The 24,990-nt window shown below is 47.2% G+C and carries 19 protein-coding genes; 14 read left to right on the forward strand and 5 right to left on the reverse strand.

Annotation, left to right across the window (positions count from 1 at the left end; all coding sequences use genetic code 11):
- Nucleotides 1-115 precede the first annotated feature (115 nt).
- A complete protein-coding gene (locus tag AC0J5I_RS07555; RefSeq protein ID WP_107994853.1) occupies nt 116-940 on the forward strand; it encodes a histidinol-phosphatase HisJ family protein in 825 nt (274 codons plus the stop codon).
- A 155-nt stretch (nt 941-1,095) separates the two neighbouring features.
- Here AC0J5I_RS07555 and AC0J5I_RS07560 read toward each other — a convergent pair whose 3' ends face one another.
- On the reverse strand, nt 1,096-2,334 hold the full coding sequence (locus tag AC0J5I_RS07560; RefSeq protein ID WP_107994854.1) for a helix-turn-helix domain-containing protein: 1,239 nt from the start codon (nt 2,332-2,334) through the stop codon (nt 1,096-1,098).
- A 119-nt stretch (nt 2,335-2,453) separates the two neighbouring features.
- Here AC0J5I_RS07560 and AC0J5I_RS07565 point away from each other — a divergent pair, with 119 nt between their 5' ends.
- Genes AC0J5I_RS07565 through AC0J5I_RS07590 form a run of 6 tightly spaced genes read left to right on the forward strand, consistent with a single transcriptional unit; the run spans nt 2,454 to nt 13,602 of the window.
- Entirely contained in the window at nt 2,454-4,829 is a 2,376-nt protein-coding gene (locus AC0J5I_RS07565; RefSeq protein WP_475299335.1) for a glycoside hydrolase family 2 protein, read from the forward strand.
- Complete coding sequence (locus AC0J5I_RS07570) at nt 4,826-7,417, forward strand: family 78 glycoside hydrolase catalytic domain (protein ID WP_475299336.1); 2,592 nt, start codon at nt 4,826-4,828, stop codon at nt 7,415-7,417. Before AC0J5I_RS07565 ends, AC0J5I_RS07570 begins: the two co-directional genes overlap by 4 nt.
- A 17-nt stretch (nt 7,418-7,434) precedes the next feature.
- Nucleotides 7,435-8,502, forward strand: coding sequence for a family 43 glycosylhydrolase (locus AC0J5I_RS07575; protein ID WP_475299337.1), 1,068 nt, complete (start codon nt 7,435-7,437; stop codon nt 8,500-8,502).
- A gap of 28 nt (nt 8,503-8,530) precedes the next feature.
- Entirely contained in the window at nt 8,531-9,928 is a 1,398-nt protein-coding gene (locus AC0J5I_RS07580) for an MFS transporter (RefSeq protein ID WP_107994858.1), read from the forward strand.
- 29 nt (nt 9,929-9,957) lie between these two features.
- Nucleotides 9,958-11,253, forward strand: a complete 1,296-nt coding sequence (locus tag AC0J5I_RS07585; RefSeq protein WP_475299338.1) for a glycoside hydrolase family 1 protein — start codon at nt 9,958-9,960, stop codon at nt 11,251-11,253.
- Between the two features lie 51 nt (nt 11,254-11,304).
- Nucleotides 11,305-13,602 carry a glycoside hydrolase family 3 C-terminal domain-containing protein gene (locus tag AC0J5I_RS07590; RefSeq protein WP_475299339.1) on the forward strand — a complete coding sequence of 766 codons (2,298 nt, stop codon included), beginning with the start codon at nt 11,305-11,307 and terminating at the stop codon, nt 13,600-13,602.
- 155 nt (nt 13,603-13,757) lie between these two features.
- Here the strand turns inward: AC0J5I_RS07590 and AC0J5I_RS07595 are convergent, their stop codons facing one another.
- The 4 genes from AC0J5I_RS07595 to AC0J5I_RS07610 form a co-directional block, all read right to left on the reverse strand.
- Entirely contained in the window at nt 13,758-14,747 is a 990-nt protein-coding gene (locus AC0J5I_RS07595; protein WP_159072122.1) for a lipoate--protein ligase, read from the reverse strand.
- Nucleotides 14,748-14,759: 12 nt separating this feature from the next.
- Nucleotides 14,760-15,623 (reverse strand): lipoyl synthase, encoded by an 864-nt coding sequence (lipA, locus tag AC0J5I_RS07600; protein ID WP_107994862.1) that lies wholly within the window; start codon nt 15,621-15,623, stop codon nt 14,760-14,762.
- Between the two features lie 12 nt (nt 15,624-15,635).
- Nucleotides 15,636-15,875, reverse strand: a complete 240-nt coding sequence (locus AC0J5I_RS07605) for a lipoyl domain-containing protein (protein WP_107994863.1) — start codon at nt 15,873-15,875, stop codon at nt 15,636-15,638.
- Nucleotides 15,876-16,272: 397 nt separating this feature from the next.
- Nucleotides 16,273-16,797, reverse strand: coding sequence for an acyl-CoA thioesterase (locus AC0J5I_RS07610; protein WP_475299340.1), 525 nt, complete (start codon nt 16,795-16,797; stop codon nt 16,273-16,275).
- Between the two features lie 219 nt (nt 16,798-17,016).
- Between AC0J5I_RS07610 and AC0J5I_RS07615 the strand changes: the two genes are divergently transcribed.
- From AC0J5I_RS07615 to AC0J5I_RS07645, 7 genes are all read left to right on the forward strand, one after another.
- Nucleotides 17,017-18,351 carry a ferredoxin reductase family protein gene (locus tag AC0J5I_RS07615; protein ID WP_475299341.1) on the forward strand — a complete coding sequence of 445 codons (1,335 nt, stop codon included), beginning with the start codon at nt 17,017-17,019 and terminating at the stop codon, nt 18,349-18,351.
- 149 nt (nt 18,352-18,500) lie between these two features.
- Nucleotides 18,501-18,743 carry a cytochrome b5 domain-containing protein gene (locus AC0J5I_RS07620; RefSeq protein ID WP_475305607.1) on the forward strand — a complete coding sequence of 81 codons (243 nt, stop codon included), beginning with the start codon at nt 18,501-18,503 and terminating at the stop codon, nt 18,741-18,743.
- A 372-nt stretch (nt 18,744-19,115) separates the two neighbouring features.
- A complete protein-coding gene (locus AC0J5I_RS07625) occupies nt 19,116-20,879 on the forward strand; it encodes a glycoside hydrolase family 3 protein (RefSeq protein WP_475299342.1) in 1,764 nt (587 codons plus the stop codon).
- Between the two features lie 220 nt (nt 20,880-21,099).
- Nucleotides 21,100-21,594 carry an Lrp/AsnC family transcriptional regulator gene (locus tag AC0J5I_RS07630; protein ID WP_107994867.1) on the forward strand — a complete coding sequence of 165 codons (495 nt, stop codon included), beginning with the start codon at nt 21,100-21,102 and terminating at the stop codon, nt 21,592-21,594.
- Nucleotides 21,591-22,772 (forward strand): aminotransferase class I/II-fold pyridoxal phosphate-dependent enzyme, encoded by a 1,182-nt coding sequence (locus AC0J5I_RS07635; protein ID WP_107994868.1) that lies wholly within the window; start codon nt 21,591-21,593, stop codon nt 22,770-22,772. The genes AC0J5I_RS07630 and AC0J5I_RS07635 overlap by 4 nt, the downstream gene beginning before the upstream one ends.
- Before the next feature lie 251 nt (nt 22,773-23,023).
- On the forward strand, nt 23,024-23,338 hold the full coding sequence (locus AC0J5I_RS07640) for a rhodanese-like domain-containing protein (RefSeq protein WP_086626845.1): 315 nt from the start codon (nt 23,024-23,026) through the stop codon (nt 23,336-23,338).
- Complete coding sequence (locus AC0J5I_RS07645; protein WP_475305612.1) at nt 23,338-24,990, forward strand: FAD-dependent oxidoreductase; 1,653 nt, start codon at nt 23,338-23,340, stop codon at nt 24,988-24,990. Before AC0J5I_RS07640 ends, AC0J5I_RS07645 begins: the two co-directional genes overlap by 1 nt.

Raw genomic sequence — 24,990 nt, forward strand, 5'->3', positions numbered from 1 at the left:
AACTTCAAGCAAACCTTTAGTGGTTCGCTTGAAGTTTTTTTGAGTTTCGGATGTTAAAATAAATGTATACACAGTCGATAGACCGAGTTTATCGACGGGAAAAAGGAGGGCTATAATGTTCTGCGATTATCATGTCCATACGTATTACAGCGATGATTCCGTCTACCCGATGGAAGACGTCGTAAAGGATGCCATCGGATTGGGGATGGCGGAAATCTGCTTCACGGACCACGTCGACTACGGCATCAAGGTCGATCCGGAAAACTTGTCGGAAGAGGAAAAAATCGGAAAGATCCTGAACGTCGATTATCCGGCTTATTTTGAAGAGTTAGGCCGCTTGAAGGAAAAGTATGCGGAAAACATCGCCATCCGGACAGGCTTGGAATTCGGGATGCAAACCCATACCATCGAAGTTTTCCAAAAGTTGTACGATCGCTTTGAACTGGATTTTGTGATCCTTTCCTGCCATCAGGTCGGAGACAAAGAGTTTTGGACTCAGGACTTCCAGAACGGGAAAACCCAAAAAGAATACAATGATAGTTACTATCAAGAAATCCTGGATGTCATCTCCCGCTACAAAGACTACAGTGTGCTGGGTCATCTTGATCTGATCAAGCGCTATGACATGAAAGGGGATTACCCATTCGAAGCGGTAGAGGAGATCATCACCGAAATTCTCAAGAAGGTCATCCAGGACGGCAAAGGAATCGAAGTGAACACGTCCTCCCACAGATATGGCCTGAAGGATCTGACGCCATCCAGAGCCGTTTTGAGGCTCTACAAGGACTTGGGCGGCAAGGTTATAACCATCGGCAGCGACAGCCATGAAAAGCATCACCTGGGGGCATATATTGAAGATACAAAGTTGGAATTAAAGGCGTTGGGGTATGAACAGTACTGCACCTTTGAAGGGATGCAGCCGATTTTCCACGAATTGTAGAACGATGAAAGAAGAGCCGAATGCCTGTGAGCATTGCGGCTCTTCTTTTTGTCGATTGGCTTATATGATTGCCTTGTGGGGTTCGCGTTCATGGCGTGATTCCCCGCCAAGGTGGTTTTGGCGGGTTATTTCTGTAGCTTGCAGTCCCTGCGTCTTTATGTTGTATGCGGCACCTCAAGGGAATCACCGGTGTGAGCTTTTTGCTGCTCAACCTGCCAAAAAGATTTCCGGTATTTCTCCGGCGTGATGCCTACATAATCTTTGAAGGCTTTTTGGAAGTGGCTTTGGCTGGAGAAACAGAGATAATTGCTGATTTCGCCTAGGCTTTGCATGGAATAGGACAGCAAATCTTTGGCTTCCTCCAATTTTGTATCCCTGATGAAAGTACTCAGGTTGAAACCAAGTTCTTTTTTTACCTTTCTGGAAAGAGATGTGCGGGTGTAGCCCACGCGGTCCGCGATTTCCGCTACAGTAAGGGATTTATTCGTGTTGTTGCGGATGTATTGGACCACTTCATGCAGTACTTTGTCGGCATGGAGCGGAATTGCGGAATCGGCTACCCGTTGCGCATAATCGAATTGGACTTGCCAAAGGAGCGCTTTGACAGCCTCCACATCGGCCAACCGTTCCACTTGCTGCAGATAGACATTCGATAATTGGTAAGCTGTACTCGGGGAGAGTCCGCCTCGCATGGCAGCCCGGGAAACAAGCGTGACGCTGACAATAAACAAATTTTTCCATTGCCGCAGAGCGCCCGGCGCAATCGCACCTATTTTTGCGTATCTGGCTTGGTTGGCGAATTCTTTCAATTTCTCGACTTGGCCGGTCTCGACAAAACGCACCATCGCTTCCTCTACGTTGAAGGTGTTATACAGGGCACCTTCCTCTTTTTCCAGAGCATTCGTCAGTACAAATTCTTCATGGATGGGCATATTGGACTGCTGCGGGGAAATGAGCGCAACCTCTTTTTTTGTCAGTTTGGTTCCATTCAAAAGGAAGTCGACAAACAGCAACGTATTGATGAAAGAGTCCCAGTTTTGGGAAGGTATCTTTTTGAAAAAATCGCTGAAGGTAGGAGAATCGGCATCCGCGACGCCAAATTCCTTTTGTATCGCCGCCAACGAGTCTTCCGAATAGGCGAAATCATTCACTGGCCCAATCAGGAGATGCTGATTCCCTTCCAAGTGCACACAGCCGTAATAAGAGTGGAAGGAAGTCATGATATAGGTGATCTTTTTGGAAGGATCTCCCGTCAAAAGCGCCAAATAATCTTCCGGGGGATGGGTGTCTTCTCCTTGTGACGGGACTGCGCGGATCACTTCCTGATTTTTACATAAGTAGACCGGAATGTAGTAGGAAAAGTAAAAGTAGTCCAAAAAAGAAGATAGATCCATTATTCACGCCTCCTGAGCATTGTTGGCACCATTATATAATTTGAGGAACATATTTGCAATACAGGATTGGAAACGCTCTCTATAATAACTACTATACGACAGAAAAGGGAATGGTAGAAATGGAAAAAATGGATTTCATGAAAGGTTGGGAGTTCTTCAGAGAGGGAAGTACAGTAAAGGAGATCATCAAGCTGCCCCATGATGCCATGATAGCGGAAAAACGGCATCCTGAGAATCCATCCAGCAGTGCGGGGGCATTCTTCCCAGGCGGAGTCTATACCTACAAGAAAGAGTTTTTCGTTCCTGTTGATTGGAAAGGTAAAAAGATTCTGCTTGAATTTGAAGGGGTTTACAAAGATGCTTGGGTGTACATAAACGGGGAAGAGGCGGGCAAGAATGCCTATGGGTACACGCCCTTTGTGGTTGATACAGATGGTTTCCTCCATCATGGGGAAAGCAATGATGTGAAAGTGGTGGTGGACAACAGTCAGCACCCGAATAGCCGTTGGTACACCGGCAGCGGCATCCATCGCCCGGTCTGGTTGCATATCGGGAACAAGGCACATATCCAGCGTCAAGGGGTGAAAATAACCACTTTATCCCATCAACCGGCAAGCATCCGGATAGAAACGGAACATACCGGGGAAGAAGTGCAGGTGGAAATCCGCCGTGAAGATGCAACCGTGGCCTCCGGAAAAGGAGACAAACTCACTTTAGATATTCCGGATGCGCAGCTATGGAGTGACGAAAGCCCTCATCTTTACCAGTGCGTGGTCCAGCTTAAAAGAAATGGAAAGATTGTTGACCAGGTAACGGAAGATTTTGGGATCCGCACGATTGAATGGAATGAAAACGGTCTCTTCGTCAATGGGAGAGAGACATTGCTCAGAGGCGGCTGTGTCCACAGCGACAATGGCCTATTGGGTGCCGTTTCGCTTCCTGAAAGTGAAGACCGTAAAGTCAGGATCATGAAGGAAGCCGGTTTTAACGCTGTGCGGGCTTCGCACAATCCTGCATCCGAATCTTTCCTGACGGCTTGCGATAAATACGGCATGTATGTGATGGATGAGACGTGGGACATGTGGTACTTCCATAAGAGCAAACATGACTACGCATCTCAATTCATGGATAACTATCAGGGGGACATCCGCGCCATGGTGGAAAGGGACTACAATCATCCTTCCGTGATCATGTATTCGATCGGAAACGAAATCTCCGAACCGAAGGACGAGAAAGGTGTCCAGCTTGCGCGGGAAATGGTGGATATCATTAAGGAACTGGATGCTACGCGTCCTGTGACTTGCGGGGTGAATCTGATGGTCATCAATATGGCAAGCAAAGGAAAAGGTATCTACAAAGAAGAAGGCGGAAGAGAGAAGGAAACCGCTGGCGGAGACAATAAGAAAGTAAGCAGTACCTTGTTCAACCTTATGACATCAGTCGTAGGTACGGGGATGAACAAGGCTGCCAACTCCAAAAAAGCGGATGCCGTCACTACTCCGTTATTCGATAGTTTGGATATCGCGGGCTACAACTACGCTTCCGGCCGTTACCGGAAAGAAGGGAAGATCCATCCCGAAAGAATTCTGGTAGGGTCAGAAACCTTTCCACAGGATATCGCCAAAAACTGGAAAATGGTAAAAGAATTGCCTTATCTGATCGGGGATTTCATGTGGACTGCTTGGGACTATTTGGGTGAAGCCGGCATCGGTGCCTGGTCGTATACGGAAGACGGCAGACGGTTCGACAAGCCTTATCCTTGGATCTTGGCGGATGTAGGCGCCATAGATATCTTGGGCAACATCGGCGCGGAAGCGGAATATGCAGCAGTTGTCTGGGGAGTCCGGAATGACCCCTATATCGCAGTTCAGCCAGCCAATCAGCCAGGGAATCGTCCCGCAAAATCCGTTTGGCGAGGAACGAACGGGCTCAACAGTTGGTCCTGGAAGAATTGCGAAGGAAATAATGCCATCATAGAAGTGTATGCAGCTGCCCATTCAGTGCAATTACTGCTGGGCGATAAAGCAACGAAGAGGAAAAAACTGAAAGACTGCAAAGCGACTTTCAAGAGTACTTATGCGGCGGGTACACTTATTGCTGTGACCTTCGATGAAAAAGGCAATGAAACGGGCAGGACAGCACTCAGCTCCGCGAGCGGCAAGACGGGTTTGCAGTTGACCACAGACGGCGCTACAATCAAGCAAAATGAAGTCGTATACATAGAAGTGTCCTTGATCGGCGAGAACGGGATCATCGAAAGCAATGACGATCAGCTTTTGCAGGTAACGGTTGACGGCGGGGAGCTGCTTGCTTTCGGCAGCGCAAATCCCCGGACCAAAGAGGAATACCACAAGGGCGCGTTCACTAGCTATTATGGCCGTGCACAAGCAATCGTGCGGAGCGGAAAGCAAGGCGAAATCACCGTTAAGGTGCAAGGAGTAAGCGCAGGAACGGCTGAACTGAAAATTCAGGTAAAAGAGGAGGGACAAGCGTGAAGGCATTTGAGCTTCGGACAGAGTATTTAAAAGAACCGATTGGTATGGATATTCTCCGTCCCCGTTTGTATTGGAAATGTGAAAACGGGATTCAGCAGACCGCCTACCAATTGACCGCAAAAAAGGATAATGAAATCATTTGGGATACTGGGAAGGTACAGTCCAACAGGATGACGCATATCCCGTACGAAGGCCCTCCTTTGAAGAGCCGTGACCGCATAGCTTGGTCCGTCGCGCTTTGGGATGAACAGGACAGAAAAGGGGAAGCCGTTACCTCCTGGTTCGAAATGGGGCTTCTGGATGAAACCGACTGGGAAGCACATTGGATCAGCGGGGATTACATCCCCCGTAAGAATGAAAGATACCCGGTGGATTGCTTCAATAAGACTTTCCGACTGCACAAGGAAATCAAAAAAGCCCGGTTATACATCACCGCCTGCGGGCTGTATGAGGCGGCTATAAATGGAAAGCGCGTCGGCAATTTTGAATTGGCGCCCGGCTGCACCGATTACCGTCACCGCATCCAGTATCAAAGCTATGATATCACAGATCTTTTGGGAACGGAAAATGCCTTGGAAATCCAATTGGCGGATGGCTGGTATCGTGGATCGATTGGTTGCTTTGGCCCAACGAATGTTTTCGGAAAACAGACAAAACTGCTTTGCCAACTGGAAGTGGAATTTGAGGACGGAACGAAAGAAAAAATAATCAGCGACGAGCGTTTCGCTTGGTCGAATGATGGCGCCATCCGGTTTGCTGACCTGAAGGATGGGGAAGTAGTAGATGCCTCCTTCACACCTTCCTATCAAGGGAAAGCGGCGCTTGTTAAAGAAGAACTGTTTCCTACAGCTTCCAACAATGTCGACATCAAACAACAGGAACACTTCACGCCGAAATTGATCGTGACACCTTCAGGGAAAAAAGTGCTCGATTTCGGCCAAAACATCGCCGGATTCATTTCATTCCGGATAAAAGGGGATAAAGGGCAAAAACTGAAACTGCGCTTGGGTGAAATTTTGGATGAGGATGGGGAATTCACCCAAAAGAATTTCCAAAAACTGAAGCCCGCCAAAGAATTCGGGACAGTGAAAAAGTTGCTGCTAATAACCGGAAATGAGAGCAAGATTCCGGGGGAAATGGCCGCTACACCCAAACAGGAAGTTGAATACGTTTGCAGCGGCGAGGCTGATGCCTACCAAACCCGGTTTGCCATCTTTGGCTTCCGTTATGCCGAAGTGGAAACGGATATCCGCATAGAACCCGAGCAATTCACAGCAATCGCCGTGTATTCCGATATGGAAGAGACAGGAGAATTTTCCTGCTCAAACGAGAAGGTCAACCGATTTTTGGAGAATACGCGCTGGAGCATGAAAGGCAACTTTGCCGATATTCCAACAGATTGTCCTACGAGAGAGCGTTTGGGATGGACCGGCGATGGGCAAGTATTCTTCCATACCGCAGCATTTCTGATGAATATCGCTCCTTTCTATCGGAAGTGGATGCACGACTTCGCGGATGGACAATTCAAAAATGGTAAAAATGCTGCAGTGATTCCTTATGTCGGAATGGACATGGTGTACAACAATACCGGAGGATCGGTTGGTTGGGCGGATGCGATCGTGTTGATCCCTTACCGCTTCTGGAAATGGTATGGAGACAAAGACATCATAGAAACCTTCTATCCTCAGATGGCGCGCTATGCGCAGTTCATGATCAAAAACACAGGAATGAAAAATAAAAAACTGGCGAAGGATAACCCTTATGACCAGTATACGTACGAGAAAGGATTCCACTTAGGGGAATGGCTTGAGCCCGAGGAATTCAGGATCTCTCCAAGGGAACGGACGTTGCACACGGAAATATGCACCGCCTACCTGCACGAAACGATGAAGTGCATGGCTGAGATAGCTGCAGCAATCGGGAAAGAGCAGGATGCGGCTGTATACGGAGAATATGCAAAAGGCGCAAAAGAAGCCTATGCATGGCTGTTCCTCAAGGACAAGTCATTCGAGACCAACCGTCAAGCCGTATTGGTCCGGCCTTTAGCCTTCGATTTAGCGGAAGATGAAAAACGGGAGGAAATCGCCACAGCTTTAGTAAGTGCGGTCAAGAATCGAGACTACCGCGTCGGAACGGGCTTTCTCTCCACGCCGTTTCTCCTGACGGCCTTGTCGAAGAATGGGCATCCGGATGTTGCCTATAAAATGCTGGAGAATGAAAAGTCCCCCAGCTGGCTCGCAGAAGTGAATGCGGGAGCTACAACTGTTTGGGAAGATTGGGAAGGGAAAGAGAGCCACAACCACTATTCTCCTGGTGCGGTATGCGAGTGGTTGTTCAACACGGTTGGCGGCATTACGGTTGCTGGCGAAAATCATTTCAGGATTGAAACACAGCCCGGAGGAACATTCACTTATGCCAATACGCAATACAACAGTTTGTATGGAGTAGTGGAGACGCGTTGGGAAAAAACAGCAGCTGGCTACCACCTGGAGGTGATGATACCGACGAATACATCAGCAGAAATCCAGTTGCCGAACCGGAAGCCGGAAACAGTGGGAACCGGGACTTATCACTATACATTTCAATAAAAGAAAGGTGATCAACAATGAAATATAAATCAATTAGACCCGGCCAAGTTTGGTTGGATACAGAGGGAAAAAGAATCCAGGCTCATGGAGGATCCATCCTCGAGGTGGATGGAACTTATTACTGGTACGGAGAAAATAAAGAAAAAACGGAAGTGGGCGGGGGCATCTGGCACTGGGGTGTCCGCTGTTACGCATCCACTGATCTTTACAACTGGGAAGACAAAGGGCTGATCATCCCGCCGGAACCGGATAATCCGGAATCGTCATTGCATCCGGAAGCCTGCATGGATCGTCCGCATATCATTTATAACCGCTGGACGAAGAAATACGTTTGCTGGTTGAAAATCATGCATAAAGACGATACGCAGACGGCCACAATCCTGACAGCCGATCACATATTAGGACCGTACACGAAGGTAAAAGAAGGCTACCGTCCGCTGAACATGAATGCGGGAGATTTTGATCTGGTGGTTGCACCGGATGGAAAAGCTTATTACTATTTTGAAAGGGTCCACAGTGAGACAATCTGCGCGGACCTTACCGAGGATTACACAGGTGTGACTGGGTATTACAGCACGCATTTCCCGAACATTGCGCCACCCTTCGTCAGGGAAGCAACGGCTCATTTCTATCGGAAAGGCCGCCATTATTTAGTGACATCGGGAACGACCGGGTACTTCCCGAATCCATCCGAAGTTGCTGTCGCAAAAACATGGCATGGGCCTTATGAAGTGCAAGGAAATCCGCACACAGATCATCATGAAAGAACTTCTTTCCAATCCCAAATCACTTCCGTGTTTAAGGTGCCGGGGAAAAAGGATTTGTATATAGCGCTGGCTGACAGATGGTTAGTGGGCGAACTGCCGATCCGCTATGATGACTTGGAAAAAGTGTTTGCTTGGCTTTATGCTCCTGACCTTTACGAAATGCCGACCGATGTCGATCCGGAAGTGCGAAACGCATTAAAGAACTTAGGTAACCCGGATACTGCGGTTGCGGATTATGTGTGGCTGCCGTTGCGTTTCGATGGTGAAAAAGCGTATCTTGATTGGGAAGATGAGTGGACAACAGAAGAATTTGAATAAAAAAATTGATTAGAAGGAGTAACATATAATGAAAAAAGAACGCGTACAGAATCCGGATAACATCGGAGCGTTAAAGTTTTGGGCATGGCAAGGACGGGGAGTATCCGTTGCGGCTTCCGTAATTCTGATGGCTCATCTGATGTTTTACACAACGGAAATTTTACATTTGAACGCTGCGATTGTAGGTACCTTGTTGATGGCAACCCGCCTCTTGGACGGGGTGACGGATATATTTGCCGGCTACATCGTTGATCGCACGAATACGAAAATGGGTAAGGCGCGGCCTTATGAATTGGCGATTCTGATAGTGTGGCTATCCATGTGGCTCATGTATTCGACACCTACCGGATTAAGCGATGTCCTGAAATATGTATGGGTATTTGGTTTTTATTCTCTTGTAAACGCTGTCGGAATCACTTTGCTTAGTGCCAATAATAATGCTTATATGATCCGCGCTTTTGGAAGCAATGAGCAACGGGTTAAAATTGCTTCTTTCGGTGGTGGCGTCATCATGTTGGGTGCCCTCGTCATCAATATTTCTTTCCCGATTTTTTTACAGCGAATGGGAGATACAGCAGCCGGATGGAGCACGATGTTTGCGATCTTCGCTATTCCTATGGCAATCATCGGAATTATGCGTTTCGTCTTTGTGAAGGAAACGAATCCCGTTGAAGTTTCAACAGATCCGCCAAAAGTAAAAGATATATTCCGGGTATTAAAGGGTAATCCGTACGTACTGATGGTTGCCGGAATGTATTTCTTGTATTCGGCTGCAACAGGATTGGGGATCGCCACCTACTACTTTAAGTATATCGTCGGCGATCTTAGTCTGATGGGTATCGCAACTGCCGTCAGTGTATTGGTGGTTCCGCTGCTGTTCATTTTCCCTAAGCTGATGAAAAAAATATCTATGGGTAAAATGATTGTTTTTGGAAGTATCGCAGCGATTCTTGGTAATATTACGATGTTCTTTGCAGGGGCTAATTTCCCTGTCATTTTGGTCGCAAATCTTATGATGGCAGTCGGAATTCTTCCTGTAACGTATCTGACTGACCTGCTTATGATCGACTGCGCTTCCTACAATGAATGGAAAGGAGAGCCCCGCATGGATGGTACTATAGGCGCAGTAAAAGGGTTGGCCGGAAAAATCGGTGGAGCAGCAGGAGCAGCGGTTGTCGGGGTTTTGTTGAGTTGGGGTGGTTACAGTGGAGCGTTGGCTGTGCAACCTGCTTCGGCTATGCTGATGATCCGCATCATTATGGCAGTTGTTCCGGGAATCATGAACGTGTTGATCCTGTTACTGATGTCCTTTTATAAATTGGATCGTTTGATGCCTCAAATCAACCAAGAACTGGAAGAAAGAAGAGAATCCGCAGCAGCAGAAGTTGCAGCAGTAAAAGAGACAGTTGCCTTGGACGTGAATTGATCCAGGAAGACGGAAAGGAACGATAAGTCATGACAATTTTAATAGGAGCTGCTACGGCAGCGCATCAGATCGAAGGAAACAATACGAACAGTGATTTTTGGGTGTTGGAAAACATCGAAAATACGACCTATAAAGAACCGTCTTTGGATGCAGTGGACCATTATAACCGATACAAAGAGGATATTACGTTGCTGAAGCAAGCGGGATTGAACGCCTTCCGCTTTTCAATCGAGTGGGCAAGGATCCAGCCGAATAAAGATGCGGTCGATCTAAAAGAAATTGAGCATTATAGAGATGTCTTAAAATACTGTCAGAGTTGCGGTATTACCCCTGTTGTGACGCTGCACCATTTTTCATCCCCAAAATGGTTGATTTCGGAAGGCGGATGGGAAGACAGAAAAACAATCGGCTACTTCAAGAAATATGCCGGGATCGTGATGGAGCATCTGGGCGAATACATCCCTTATGTGTGCACAATCAATGAAGCGAATATGGGCGTCCAATTGAACCGGATCATTGAGGAATTCAGAAAACAGGCACGAAAAATGAGTGAAAAACAAAATGATGTTCAAGTGGGTGTGAACCTCCAGCATAACAAACGGGAACTGGGAGCGATCGAAGCGAGTGAAATCTTTGGTGTCGCACCTGATAAAATGGCTACCTTCCTATACCCAAGGAGCGAAGAGGGGCAAAAAGTTATTTTTGAAAGTCATATAGAAGCAAGAAACGTCATCAAAAAATTTGATCCAAACATAAAAGTGGGCCTGACGCTTTCCTTGTACGATTATCAAACAGTAGGGGAATATTCATCCCTCGCAGACAATCTCTGGCAAGAAGACTATGGGCAATATCTGCCATATCTGGCGGAAGATGACTTTATCGGGGTACAGAATTATACAAGGAAGCTAATCGAAGGAGGGGAAATTCTCGATGTCCCGGATACTGCCATCAAGACGGAAATGGGGAACGAATTTTATCCCCATTCTCTGGCGAACGTATGCAGAAAAGTATCCGAAACTTGGCATAAAGAAATCCTCATCACCGAAAATGGTGTTTCAAGTTCGGACGACAGCTTGCGCGAAAAACATATCGAAGTAGTGATGGATGATCTGAAGGCTATCTTAGAAGCGGGAATCCCGGTAACAGGTTATTTGCATTGGTCCCTCCTGGATAATTTCGAATGGCAATTAGGGTTCGCTCAAAAATTTGGCTTGATCGAAGTGGACAGGGAGACGATGGAAAGAAAACCGAAGAACAGCTTGTGGTTATTGGGGCGTTTGGGCGCAACTTTAAATGAACAACTGGAAGAAGCAGTAACTACGTGATAAAAACAAAAAAGTGAAATCAAGAGAATCATAAAGGGGACACGTTTACCAATGAAAGACAAAATACAAGCATGGATAGAAGAAATGACATTGGAAGAAAAAGCCGGCTTATGCTCGGGCAAAGATAATTGGCGGACAAAAGCGGTCGATCGTCTTACTATTCCCGAAATTTGGGTATCGGATGGCCCGCATGGCTTGCGGAAACAAGATGGGACGCAAGACCATCTGGGAATCAACGAAAGCAATCCCGCGGTATGTTTCCCGACAGCTTGCAGCAGTGCCGCCAGTTTTGACACAGATTTGCTTTATGAAATCGGCGAAGAATTGGGTAAACAAAGCAAGGCTGAAAATGTGCACGTACTCCTGGGACCAGGCGTAAACATCAAACGCTCCCCGCTGTGCGGTCGCAACTTCGAATATTTTTCGGAAGATCCGCTCTTGTCGACTGAATTGGGAACGGCCTTTGTCAAAGGAGTCCAGGATCAAGGCGTCGGCACAAGTTTGAAACACTTTTTGGCAAACAATCAGGAACACAGACGGAATACCTCTTCCTCAAATATTGATGAGCGGACGCTGCGTGAAATTTATCTGCGCGCATTCGAAAAGGTCGTAAAAGAAGCACAGCCTTGGACGATCATGTCCGCCTATAACAAAGTGAATGGCACTTTCGCTTCACAGAGCGAATATTTTCTGACCGAAATCTTAAGGGATGAATGGGGATTTGAAGGTGCGGTCGTCAGTGACTGGGGCGCTGTTCATGACCGCATAGCTGCACTTACTGCCGGATGCGACCTGACCATGCCAGCAGCGTTGGATACGGATAACGACATTGTGAAAGCAGTACAGGATGGAAGCTTGGAAGAAGCAAAGCTGAACCAAGCGTGCGAACGCATCCTTACACTCATTCTGAAATCACACGAAGCAGAACAGGCAACAGGAACCATTGATCTGAAAAAAGGGCATCAGCTTGCGCAAAAAGCGGCTGAAGAGTCCATCGTCCTGTTGAAGAACCAAGACAACATTCTGCCTTTACAAGACACCCAAAAAATTGCTTTCATCGGAAAATTTGCAGAAATTCCACGCTATCAAGGCAGCGGGAGTTCGCGCGTCAACAGTTGGAAAGTCATACCGGCTCTGGAAGAAGTGGCCCACAAAGCCAAGGTAACCTATGCGCCAGGGTTTGATCCGGAGCAGGATGTGGATGATCCGGCATTAAGAGCGGAAGCCGTTAAGGTGGCCGCTGAAGCTGACGTCGCCGTTATTTTTGCAGGATTGATCGAACAGATGGAATCAGAGGGCTTTGACCGCAAGCATCTGGGTATGCCTGCGAATCAGAATGCACTTATTGAAGCCGTTTGCGACGTGCAACCAAATACCATCGTGATTCTCCATAATGGGGGGCCGATCGAAATGCCGTGGCTTGGACGCGTGAAAGGGGTATTGGAAGCCTATTTGGCAGGCGAAGCGGTTGGTGGAGCAGTCGTACGGATTCTTTTTGGGGATGTAAACCCAAGCGGAAGACTGCCGGAATCATTTCCTATCCGTCTGAAGGACACTCCTTCCTATCTGTCTTTCCCGGGTCAAGGAGATCAAGTGGATTACCAGGAAGGAATCTTTGTCGGGTACCGCTACTATGAAACGAAAGACGTGGACGTTCTGTTCCCGTTTGGTTACGGACTTTCCTATACACACTTTACTTACAGCAATCTGCAGGTAAGCCAGAAAAAGGCCACTGCGGAAGATCAGCTGACGGTTTCCGTCGAAGTGACAAACGTAGGCGAGCATGATGGCAAAGAAGTGGTTCAGCTTTACGTAGGCCTAGAATGGGATATGTTGGGGGTTCACCGTCCTCTAAGAGAACTGCGGGCCTTCAAGAAAATCAGTTTAGCTGCAGGTGAGACAGCCAGGGTCACGTTTGAGTTGGACAGAAAAGCATTTTCATACTGGGATGTGGAGGCGCATAATTGGCGCGTGGATGGCGGTGTCTTCCAGATCCAAATCGGTAAATCCGCCCATGAGATTGTCCTCAGCGAGGAAATTGAAATGGAAGATGAATTCATTCAGGGCTTTGCAAGATATACCATGCTGAGCACGGTTGGGGATGTCATCCGTCATCCTGCCGGAGCGAAGTTCATTGAAGAGGCCGCCCCGATCATGATGAAAAATCTTATCCAATTGGGATTTATAAATGAAGAACAGCTGACTAACCGGGAACAGGACAGCCAGGCGATGAACGGGCTGCCGTTAAGCGTTGTAAAAGGGCTCGTTGCTGAATACGAAAATGCAAGATGGGAAGATTTATTGAACGAGCTGAACGAAGTGGATCTGAGCAACGATAGTGAAGAGTAGCCAACTACCAGTGTTATTTCACGAACTGTAGAAGGACAAAAGAAGAGCCGAAATGCCCGTTGGCATTTCGGCTCTTCTTTGTCTTTAAGTGTTTTCAGATTTGTCTTAATGCTGTTCAACCAGTCCACCTTGTCCTTTTTCTAACTGGAAGAAGCTTATGCTTCCGGAAACAACAGCTCCACGATATCGTTTGTTGTGATGCAGTACAACTGCCCTTCAGACAATATTGGCGTTAAACGGTTTGCTATATCCGATTTCTCAAAACGGGAACCGCGCAGAGCGAACTCGAGTGTATCGATATCAATCGAACTGAAGAAATCACCAGAAATTTGACAGTCTTGAATGACGTAATGATCTAGCTGAAGAGCAATCTCGATGCGTCCTCCGGGCAAACGGCCGGTAACGCTGAAGTTGGTTTCACGTGATTGGCCATAGTTCCATTCCCAGCGGCGATATTTTTGTTCAGCCAGCTGCTGCACGGCTTCATATTGCTCCGGAGTGAGCTCAAGGATGTGTGCTTCTTGGCCCAAGAGGTTCCGGCGAAATGCGTCAGCAAACCAGTTGCGTTCAGTCGTAGGCCCTACATGGTCGCTGATGAGGGTGGTGCGTTCACGGACCGAATCAATGCCCTTGCTGCGCAGTTTTTCGGGATCAACCTTCAAGGCAGCCGCCATATGATCGATATTCGTATCGAAAAGGAGAGTCCCATGATGGACGGTAAAGCCCGCCTTCATATATTGGGCATTTCCCGATATTTTTTGACCGTGGATGGCGATATCGTTCCGGCTGTTCCGCTCTGCTGGAATACCAAGCGTTTGCAGGGTATGGATAATTCTGTCCATATAAGGTTCGAAATCGATGACTTGATGTTGGCCATCCACGATGAAGCTGTATTGGTAGCAACCGCCATCTGTGTAAATAGCACCACCGCCGGAAGGCCGCCGCACAACATCAATTGATTCAGCATCGATATAGGCTGAATCAACTTCCTTGAACGCATTCTGGTATTTTCCCAACATCACGGTAGGACGCGTTTGCCACAGTAAAAAAAGGGTGTCTGCCTCTGCCGGGAAGTTTGTTATACAGTATTCTTCCAAGGCAAAGTAGAAAGCGGCATCCTGTTCCTCACATGAAATCGTATACAATATTTTTCCTCCTTATTGGTTATGAGTGGATTCGACAGCGGCACGGGCACGGTAAGAGCTTCGCACAAGCGGTGAACTAGCTACATATTTGAATTTTTTCGCCATACCTGTCCGTTGGTATTCAGCAAAAGTTTCCACGGAAACATATTCATGCAACGGATAATGTTTCGGCGAAGGCTGTGAGTATTGGCCGATTGTCAAAAAGTCCACATCGACTGCACGTAAATCATCCATCAATTCATTGATTTCGCTGGCTGTTTCTCCTAAACCAAGCATAATGCCTGTTTTCGTCAAAATGCTGGAATCTTGTTTTTTGACATATTCCAGTACGTCCAGCGAACAATCATAAGTGGCGCGGTGACGGATTTTTGGTGAAATGCGGCGCACGCTTTCCATATTATGGTTAAACACATCTGGTTTTGCCGCAATGACTTTATCGATCGCCAACCGGTCTCCTTGGAAGTCGGGTGTCAGCACTTCGATCATTGTGTGTGGATTCTGTTTGCGGACTTCTTCGATGACTTCAGCAAAGTGACCAGCTCCGTAATCCGGTAAATCATCGCGGTCGACGCTTGTGATCACGACATATTCCAAGCCCATTTTTTTTACTGCTTGAGCCAGTTGCTGAGGCTCTTTTGCATTGACAGGGCTTGGTCTGCCATGGGTAACGTCGCAAAAACGACAACTGCGCGTACATATGCGCCCCAAAATCATAAAGGTTGCTGTGCCGCTGCTGTAGCATTCACCCATGTTCGGACAGCTGGCTTCATTGCACACAGTATTTAATTCGAGTTCATCCATTAATTGCGTTACTTTTTCAACAGCTTCTTGGTTATAGCGCACTTTGAACCATTGTGGTTTGGTTTCCAAAATCATTCCTCCTGAAGTTTAGCGAATGTCGATAATAGCGATAGCTTCACCGGTTTTGACAGCATCATTTTCCTTGACCAAAGTTTCTGCAAGCACGCCGTTAAAGTTACTCTCGACTTCGCTGACGACTTTATCCGTTTCAACCTCGAATAATACTTCGCCAGCTTCGATTATATCTCCAATATTTTTCGTCCAGATTCCAAAAATGACTTCATCACTTTTCGGGTTAATTTTCGGCATCGTTACTGTTTGTTGCATGAAATTCCCTCCATTTTTTCAGAATACACAGTTAAAAATTTAGATTGGTACAGTTTGCGTTTCATTTTAAATCATTGCATCCGGGTTAAAAAAAAGATTTATTTTAACCACTTTATCATTTTAACGGTTCGATCAGCATAATTCAAGGGGATATGGTGAAGAATGGAAATATGCTGAATAACCTCCCGCCTTCGCCATTATGCTAATGGGAGGACGGGGGGTATTCATTTTATTCGGGCTTTGGATCGGCGGCAAAAGGCATGTCAGGATGTTTGCACCGGAATTTTATCCGGTAAGGAAACGTTTGGTTTTCTTACCGAATGAAAACGGTACAAATTTTGGGTAAATAATACAGATATTCAATCTGTTTACTGAGGGTATCCAGTGGTGGAATAGTTCAGCGATCCCAAATTTGCTTGGTGGAAAGACCGGAAAGCAGCCAGCTATTCTGGTTGCGTTTGATCAGATTGTTGACCCTGCGCTCCTCGTAGCCGGAACAGATCATCTTTTCTTCTTCGGATTCAGGCAGAATCAGCGGCATCGCAAAGTCCGGATCCGAGCTGTCGGTGATGACGAAAGTCAGGAATGCGTAGGCGCAGATGCGGCTTTCGCCAGAGCGCACATCCGTGGCGGTCAGTTTGGCGAAGGCCTCCACGGATGTGTTCCCGCTCCCGGAAACATACGCCTCCACATAGATGGCCTCATTTTTCCGGACGGGCTGGATGAAGGCGACCAAATCGACAGTAGCGGTGAAGGAAGGCCGCTTGACGAAATTGAACACCGCCCTTCCGCAAGCTGAGTCGAAGTGCGACATGATTTCGCCGCCGAACAGGGTATCTTTATCGTTCAATTCGCTGTAGGATACGAACGCGGTGCGCACGTTGCGCGTCTGGTTGCATGTCATTTCTTTTTTGGGGTCCATATCATCACTCCTTATTTTGGATTATTTTTTTCATTGTATCATAGCTTTTGACCGCAATAGTGTCTTCCTGCTTCTTTTGCATTTTGCCGGTCGAGGCTTCTGGTTTGTGTCCGCTTACATTACGTTATAAAATGGACACAAGAGATGCATTGCCTACCCAAAGGAAAATGTTGCTTGCAACTGTCATCCGAAACCAGCAGAAGAAAAGAGGGCTCGCCAATGAACAGAAAACTGATGCGCATGCTGATTGTTGCCGGTTATATCCTTCTCCCTGTACTTATCGCCGCAGTCGCACTCAGGAACAGGAGCTTCCTTTCCGCAGGCCCGCCATTTCTGGGGATTGTGTCCTATACTTGGCTTTTGACGGGAGTCATCATTGCATCCCGTCCGAGGTTCATTGAACAATACTTCAGCCTGGACAAGCTGAATCGATTCCATGCCATCATGGCCGTCGTCGCCTTGTCGATCGGAGTCACGCATAAATTATGGGTGACGCTTCTCTGGGGCTGGGTATACCGCTTTTCTACCATCTTCGGGGACTTGGCAATCATCTTCTTTTTGACCATCGCCGTCTTTTCTGCCCTCATCATGACGAACTGGTTCGGACGAAAAAAAATCGTTAAAACCGCCAAAACAACCCTTAAAAAATATCCCATCGCCAACTACGAGAAAATGAAATTCGTCCATAATTTCAACATAGTCGCCGCCACTTTTTTGGCTATCCATGTCTTGACCATGACCGTGATCGTGCAGGGCGACTACCTTGCCGCCGCCATTCTCGGAGGCTATTTCGTTTTGGCGTTTGGCCTGTACGTCAACCACAAATTCCTCAAACCCGCAAGACTCAAGAAAAACTTGTTCACCGTCACCGCCACAAAACCGGAAAAGGGCAATGTCCTGGAAGTACATTTGAAGCCTGACAATGGCGAACTATTCCCGTACCAAGCCGGACAGTTTGTCTTTCTGCGCCTCTATAACGCACAGTATTCATCGGAAGAGCATCCGTTCTCGCTGATCAGTGCCCCTCAGGATCGGGATGAAGTCGCATTGGCCATCAAGGATTCCGGCGATTACACTCACCGGTTCCAAACGCTGCAGCCGGGAGTCAAAGCGTCGCTTGAAGGCCCTCATGGCGGTATGTGGCATGTTCAGGAAGGCATGCACGATAAAGCGGTGAGTATGGTCATGTTTGCGGGAGGCATTGGGATCACACCGATGCTGGGGATATTGGAAAACAGCGCACGCCTGCAATTTCCGAACCGGACAGTATTGATCTGGAGCCTGAAAAATCAGGATGAATATGGTTTTACCGATAAGTTGCAAGCATTGAAGGACACCCTCCCTGATTTCCGTTTGGTGCCTTTCTTTGCTAATGAGAGCGGCTTTCTCGATGAAGGGAAAATCGAGAAGATTCTCCAGGATCAAGAAATCCGCTTTGAGGCTGCAGAATACCTGTTGTGCGGTCCGCCGCCATTCATGAATGCAGTCGAAGCGGTTTTGCTTAAAAAAGGAGTTTCCAAAGACCGCATCCATTATGAAACATTTGGTTTATGATTAAGGGGGAACCAAAGATGTCGAAAATAAAATTGAGCATGATGCTGCAAGCAAGCATAGTCGGCTTGTTATTGGTCGCGTGTGCGCCTGCCACTGTCGAAGATAGTGCAACAACGAGCTCCGAAGCCGTATCGGTCAGCAGTTCCGCTGTGGAAATGAGGACCTTCACGCTCGAAGAACTCAGCCAATACAACGGCAAGGATGGCCAGCCAGCGTATGTTGCTGTCGATGGCGTAGTCTACAACGTCACTAATGTGGAAGCATGGAAAGATGGAGAACATAAATTGGGGTTAACTGCAGGCAATGAACTGACGGAAGAAATCACCAACCAGTCGCCTCACGGCCTAAAGGTCCTTGAAGGTCTGCCTATAGTCGGCGAACTTGTTGAATGATTTTTTGAGAATAAAAGAGAAAGTGGAGCCTTCCGTATGGAGAGCTCCTTTTTCTGGTTAATGGGATACTGTGACAAAAAAATGACAAACAGATCAGGCTTTCTTTTTGTTCGTAGGGATTTTCCAAAGTATTTACCTATCGATTGAAATGGCTTCACAGAGCGGTTTTTGATGCAGGGAAGTTCTTGGCATCAACTGTTTTTGTCCAATGGTTCAATTTTGAACAGAATCCGAACCTTTTGAAAACAGGGTGAAAGTGCCTTCATTTTTTTAGATAAAATGCCTATACTTGTTCTTGTAGGAAAGACGGTGCTGACGCCAACCCGCTGCAGCATCGATCTGTTCCAGAACTATTTTGAGAGGGGTCAAATCATGAGAGTCGACTTAACAAGCAAACCTTATAAACTAGATGCCGAGGGAATCAAGTGGGTCAAAGATACAATCGCAGACATGACGATCGAAGAAAAAATCGGTCAACTGTTCATCAATATGGGTTCAGAACGCACGGAGGAATATTTGACTGGCGTACTGAATAACTATCACATCGGCGGAGTCCGTTACAATCCAGGCTTGGCGGAAGAAGTATATGAGCAAAATAAAATTCTGCAGGAAAACAGCAAAATTCCTTTGTTAATCGCTGCCAACACGGAAGCGGGCGGTAACGGCGCTTGTAAAGACGGCACCTATGTAGGCGTTGAAGTGAAAATTGCTGCTACAAACGATACGAAGTACGCATACGAAATGGGCCGCGTTTCCGGTGTGGAAGCTGCTGCTATCGGCTGCAACTGGAGTTTCGCCCCTATCGTGGACATCAACCGCAACTGGCGTAACCCAATCATCGCAACCCGTACATGGAGCGGCGATGTGGATAAGACTATTGCATTATCGTTGGCATACATGAAGGGAATCCAGGAAAGCGGCATCGCGCCAGCGGCAAAACATTTCCCTGGGGACGGAATCGATGAGCGCGACCAACATTTATCTTTCAGTGTAAACCCATATTCGACAGAAGAATGGGACGCTACTTTCGGTAAAGTGTACGGCACTTTGTTCGATGCTGGCTTGCCGTCCATCATGGCAGGACACATCTCCTTGCCTGAATACGTGAAACACTTCAACCCGGCTGCTACCGTTCAGGAACAGATTATGCCGGCTACTTTGAACAAATACATCCTGACTGATCTGTTGCGCGACAAGATGGGCTTCAATGGTTTAGTAGTAACAGACGCTAGCCACATGGTTGCGATGACTTCTGCTATGAAACGTCAAGATATGCTGCCGACAGCTATCGCTGCAGGTTCTGACTTGTTCTTGTTCTTCAACGATCCGGACGAAGATTTCCAATGGATGTTGGATGGCTACAACAACGGCGTCATCACGGATGAGCGTTTGGAAGAAGCTCTGATGCGTATCTTGGGTACAAAAGCTGCTTTAGGCCTGCACAAAAAAGCGAAAACAGAAATCTTGCCATCCAAAGAAGAAGCGATGGCTAAAATCGGCTTGCCGGAAAACAAAGCAATCGCAGTTGAGGTTGCCGACAAGGCAATCACTTTGGTCAAAAACAACCAAAATATCTTCCCGATTTCACCAGAAAAGACAAAACGTGTCCTATTGGTCAACGTTGAAGGCCACAAAGGCGGCTTCGGCGCAATGATCGGCGGCGAAGCGGTTCGTCCTGTCGATACATTGAAAGGTATTTTGGAAGCTGAAGGCTTTGAAGTCTCCATCTGGGAATCCACGGAAGAGCGGATCAACAAATTGCCGGAAGAAGAAAGAGGCGCTGCCGTTGCGAACGTATACGCTCAAAAACGTCCGATCAAAGAATTGATCGCAGCCTACGACCTGATCATCAACGTAGCTTCGGTACAACCGAATACGGATCAACGCATCCAATGGCCAGCTTCAAAAGGGACACCGGACATTCCTTTCTATGTCCATGAAATTCCAACAATCTTTATTTCTGTACAGGCACCGAACCACTTGGCTGACGTGCCGCAAGTACAAACGTACATCAATACATACGATAGCAAGGACTTCACTTTGCAAGCCCTTGTCAACAAAATGGTAGGCCGTTCCGAATTCACTGGCGTTTCTCCAGTAGATGCATTCTGCGGATTCCTGGATACGCGTTATTAATCGATAAGAAAAAACTTCACAAGTCCGCGCTCCGCGATCCTGTGGAGTTTTTTTGTGGTTTATCCAGTGTTGATGCGCCATCTTGCCAGCCGTCCTTCCCGAAAACATATTTGCAAGTGCCTGTTAGTGGTGATAAAATGAAAGAAATTTCATTTATAAAATAAATGAATATTAGAGCCTGAGAATGGCCCGAATGCGTATAGCCAGAGGAGGCAAAACGATGAAAAACGAATTGAAGGAAAAAATCCTGAAGATTATCGAAAAGAACAACAAACTGACTGATGAAGAAGTTGCGGTGATGTTAGGCGTGGCCACAGAAGCAGTGGCGATTGCGGTGAAAGAACTGGAAGCGGACAAAATCATCTGCGGCTACCATACCTTGATCAATTGGGACAAGACCGGCGATGACGAAGTTTCTGCCATCATCGAGCTGCGCGTAAATCCGCAAAGAGGGTCCGGATTCGACCGTATCGCGGAAAAAGTATACCAATTCCCGGAAGTGGAAACTGTTTTCCTGATGTCCGGCGGTTTTGATTTCATGGTGCAACTGAAGAAAGCTCCGATGAAGGAAATTGCTTTGTTTGTTGCGAAACGCCTTTCTGTGATCGACGAAGTACAATCAACCACTACTCATTTCGTATTGAAACGTTATAAAGACCACGGCACGTTGTTCGTGGATGAGGGTGACGACAAACGGATGGTGCTGACTCCATGAGAAATCCGATAAATGCTAAGGTGCGCGAAATCAAACCTTCCGGCATCCGGAGATTTTTTGATATTGCGAATGAGATACCCGGAGTGATTTCGTTGGGGGTAGGTGAGCCCGACTTTGACACCCCTTGGATTGTGCGTGACGAAGGCATGTATACCCTCCAAAAAGGACGTACGTTCTACACTGCTAATGCCGGTTTGGCCGAACTGCGCCAGGAAATCTGCTTATATTTGGAACGTCGCTACAATCTGCACTATTCCCCCGAGGATGAAACTGTCGTTACGGTGGGCGGAAGTGAAGCCATTGATTTGGCGCTGCGGGCCATGCTGGATCCGGGCGATGAGGTCGTCTACGCGGAGCCATGCTATGTTTCCTATCTTCCATGCATCGTATTGGCTGACGGGGTTCCCGTAGCTATCCCGTTGCAGGAGAAGAACCAATTCCGTTTGACGAAAGAAGAGCTGGAAGCAGCGATCACTCCCAAAACAAAAGTACTGATTCTTTCTTATCCCAACAATCCGACTGGGGCCGTTATGTCCAAAGAGGACCTGGAAGCGATCGCTGAAGTCATCATCGCAAACGATCTATTCGTCATCACTGATGAGATCTATAGTGAACTTTCCTACAATGGAAATCACTTCAGCATTGCCGCTTTGCCGGGAATGAAGGAACGGACCGTGTACATCAATGGCTTCTCGAAAGGATACGCGATGACCGGTTGGCGTCTGGGCTACGCAACTGCTCCGCCGATCATTATGGAACAGATGATCAAAATCCATCAATTCGCCATCATGGCCGCACCGACGACAAGTCAGTACGCCGGCATTGTTGCGTTGCGGAATTGTGATGACAATGTAGCCGAGATGCGTGAAAGTTACAATCAACGTCGCCGTTATCTAATGAAAGTCCTAAAAGATTTGGAATTGCCTTGTTTTGTACCTTATGGCGCCTTTTATATCTTCCCGAACATAACCGAATTCGGCTTGACTTCGGAAGAATTCGCCACCCGGTTGGTTCAGGAGGAGAAAGTGGCCGTTGTGCCAGGCACAGCCTTCGGAGAGAGCGGAGAGGGATTCATCCGTATTTCCTACGCTTATTCAATCGAAGAGCTGAAAGAAGCCTTCGAACACATAAAAAGCTTTATCGGACGCCTACGTGCAGAGAATAAAAGCAATCAATAAGAAGAAAGACTGCAGAGTTGCGTTCCTACGCAAATTTTGCGGTCTTTTTTATCTTTATCATGCGGGAAAGAAGCGTATAATTCGGGAGGGATGTTTGTGCGTTTATTTTCTAAAGCATCAGAAGAATGGCTATGTATCAAGATTTTTGAACATTTTAAAAATTTTTGAATAAAAATGGTTTACAAAATATACCCTATGGGGTATTATAAGTCCATAAGCGATTGATACTACTTACGAAAAAGGAGCCAAGTATGCTATTTAATTTATTCAACAGTATGCCTTCCGTATCCACTAAGGAATTGGAAGCCAAATTAACCGAAAAACCACAAATAATCGATGTCCGTGAACCGAACGAATTCATCGCAGGACATATTCCTGGCGCAAAAAATGTTCCGTTGCGAAAAGCGGAGACATATACCCCCAAGGGTAAGGTTTATGTGATCTGCCAATCAGGCGGACGCAGCAAACGGGCAGCGACCATCTTAAAATCCAAAGGCTACGATGTAGTCAATGTAAAAGGCGGCATGTCCGCATGGTCAGGACCGACAAGAGGAGGAAAACTATGATGAAAATTGTTATTATCGGTGGAGTGGCAGGCGGTATGTCCGCTGCAACACGTTTGAGAAGATTGAATGAAGATGCAGAAATCATCGTATTGGAAAAAGGACCTTTCGTTTCCTTTGCGAACTGTGGCTTGCCTTACTATGTTTCAGGCGATATCCAAGAACGCAGTGATCTCTTGGTCCAAACCCCTGAGCAATTGCGCGCACGTTTTGACTTGGATGTCCGTCCTTTCAGCGAAGCGATCGCAATCGATCCGGATAAAAAAGAAGTGACAGTCCGTTCTAAAGAGGGCGAATACCAACTGGCTTACGATAAAGTCATTTTATCCCCAGGTGCGAAACCATTCGTACCGCCGGCTGAAGGCCTTTCCGAAGCCAAAAATATCTTCACAATGCGCAATGTACCGGATGTGGATGCTGTCACAGGCTTCATCCTTGAGCACAAACCGAAAAAAGCGGTCGTCATCGGAGCAGGATTCATCGGTCTTGAAATGGCTGAGAGCTTAGCGCACCGCGGTTTGGCTGTAACGATTGTCGAAAAAGCACCGCATGTCTTGCCTCCATTTGATGAAGAAATGGCTGCCTACTTGGCGGATGAATTGAAAGCGAACGGCGTGACGCTGTATACAGGCGTTGCGGCTACAGCTTTCCAAAATGAAGGCAAAACAATCATCTTGGAAAACGGCGTGGAACTCGAAAGCGACTTGACAATCATGTCAGTCGGCGTCCAACCTGAGAACAGCCTAGCGATCGCTGCGGGTATCGAAACAGGCATGCGCGGCGGTATTCTGGTCGATGAAAACTATGAGACAAGCAAAAAAGACATCTACGCAGTAGGTGACGCAATCATCGTGAAACAACAAATCACTGGTGAAGATACGATGATCGCTTTGGCTTCGCCAGCGAACCGTCAAGGACGCCAGGTAGCCGATGTCATCAGCGGCTTGAACAGAAAAAATAAAGGCAGCATCGGTACCGCGATCGTCCGTGTATTCGGTCTGGCCGGCGGTTCAACAGGTTTGAACGAGCGCCAATTGCAGCTGTCAGGAAAAGAGTATGCAGTCGTGCATATCCAAGGAAAGAACCATGCCGGCTACTATCCGAATGCGTCAGCGATCGTCCTGAAATTGGTTTTCCATCCGAAAACCGGTGAAATTTACGGAGCGCAAGCTATCGGGGCGGATGGCGTAGACAAACGGATCGACATCATCGCTACAGCAATCAAAGGCAATTTGACGGTTCATGATTTGCCGGAATTGGAATTCACTTACGCGCCGCCGTTCGGTTCAGCCAAAGATCCAGTCAATATGGTGGGCTACGCAGCCATGAACATCATCGAAGGCGTTTCTGAATCCATCCAATGGTATGAATTGGAAAAGATGCAGGAAGCTGGCTATCAACTGTTGGACGTCCGCGGTGAGGGCGAAATCGCAAGACTAGGAGCCTTGAAGGGCGCCATCAACATCCCAGTCGATGATTTACGCGCACGTATCGGAGAATTATCGAAGGAAACACCGATCATCGTCAGCTGCCAAAGCGGCTTGCGTAGCTATATAGCAGAACGTGTATTGAAACAAAATGGATTTACAGTCAAAAATTTAGATGGTGCATTCAGCTTATATGCAACCGTCAGACCAGAAAAGGTGGTAAAATAA

It is taken from the genome of Trichococcus sp. TS_SC_9, assembly GCF_056156325.1.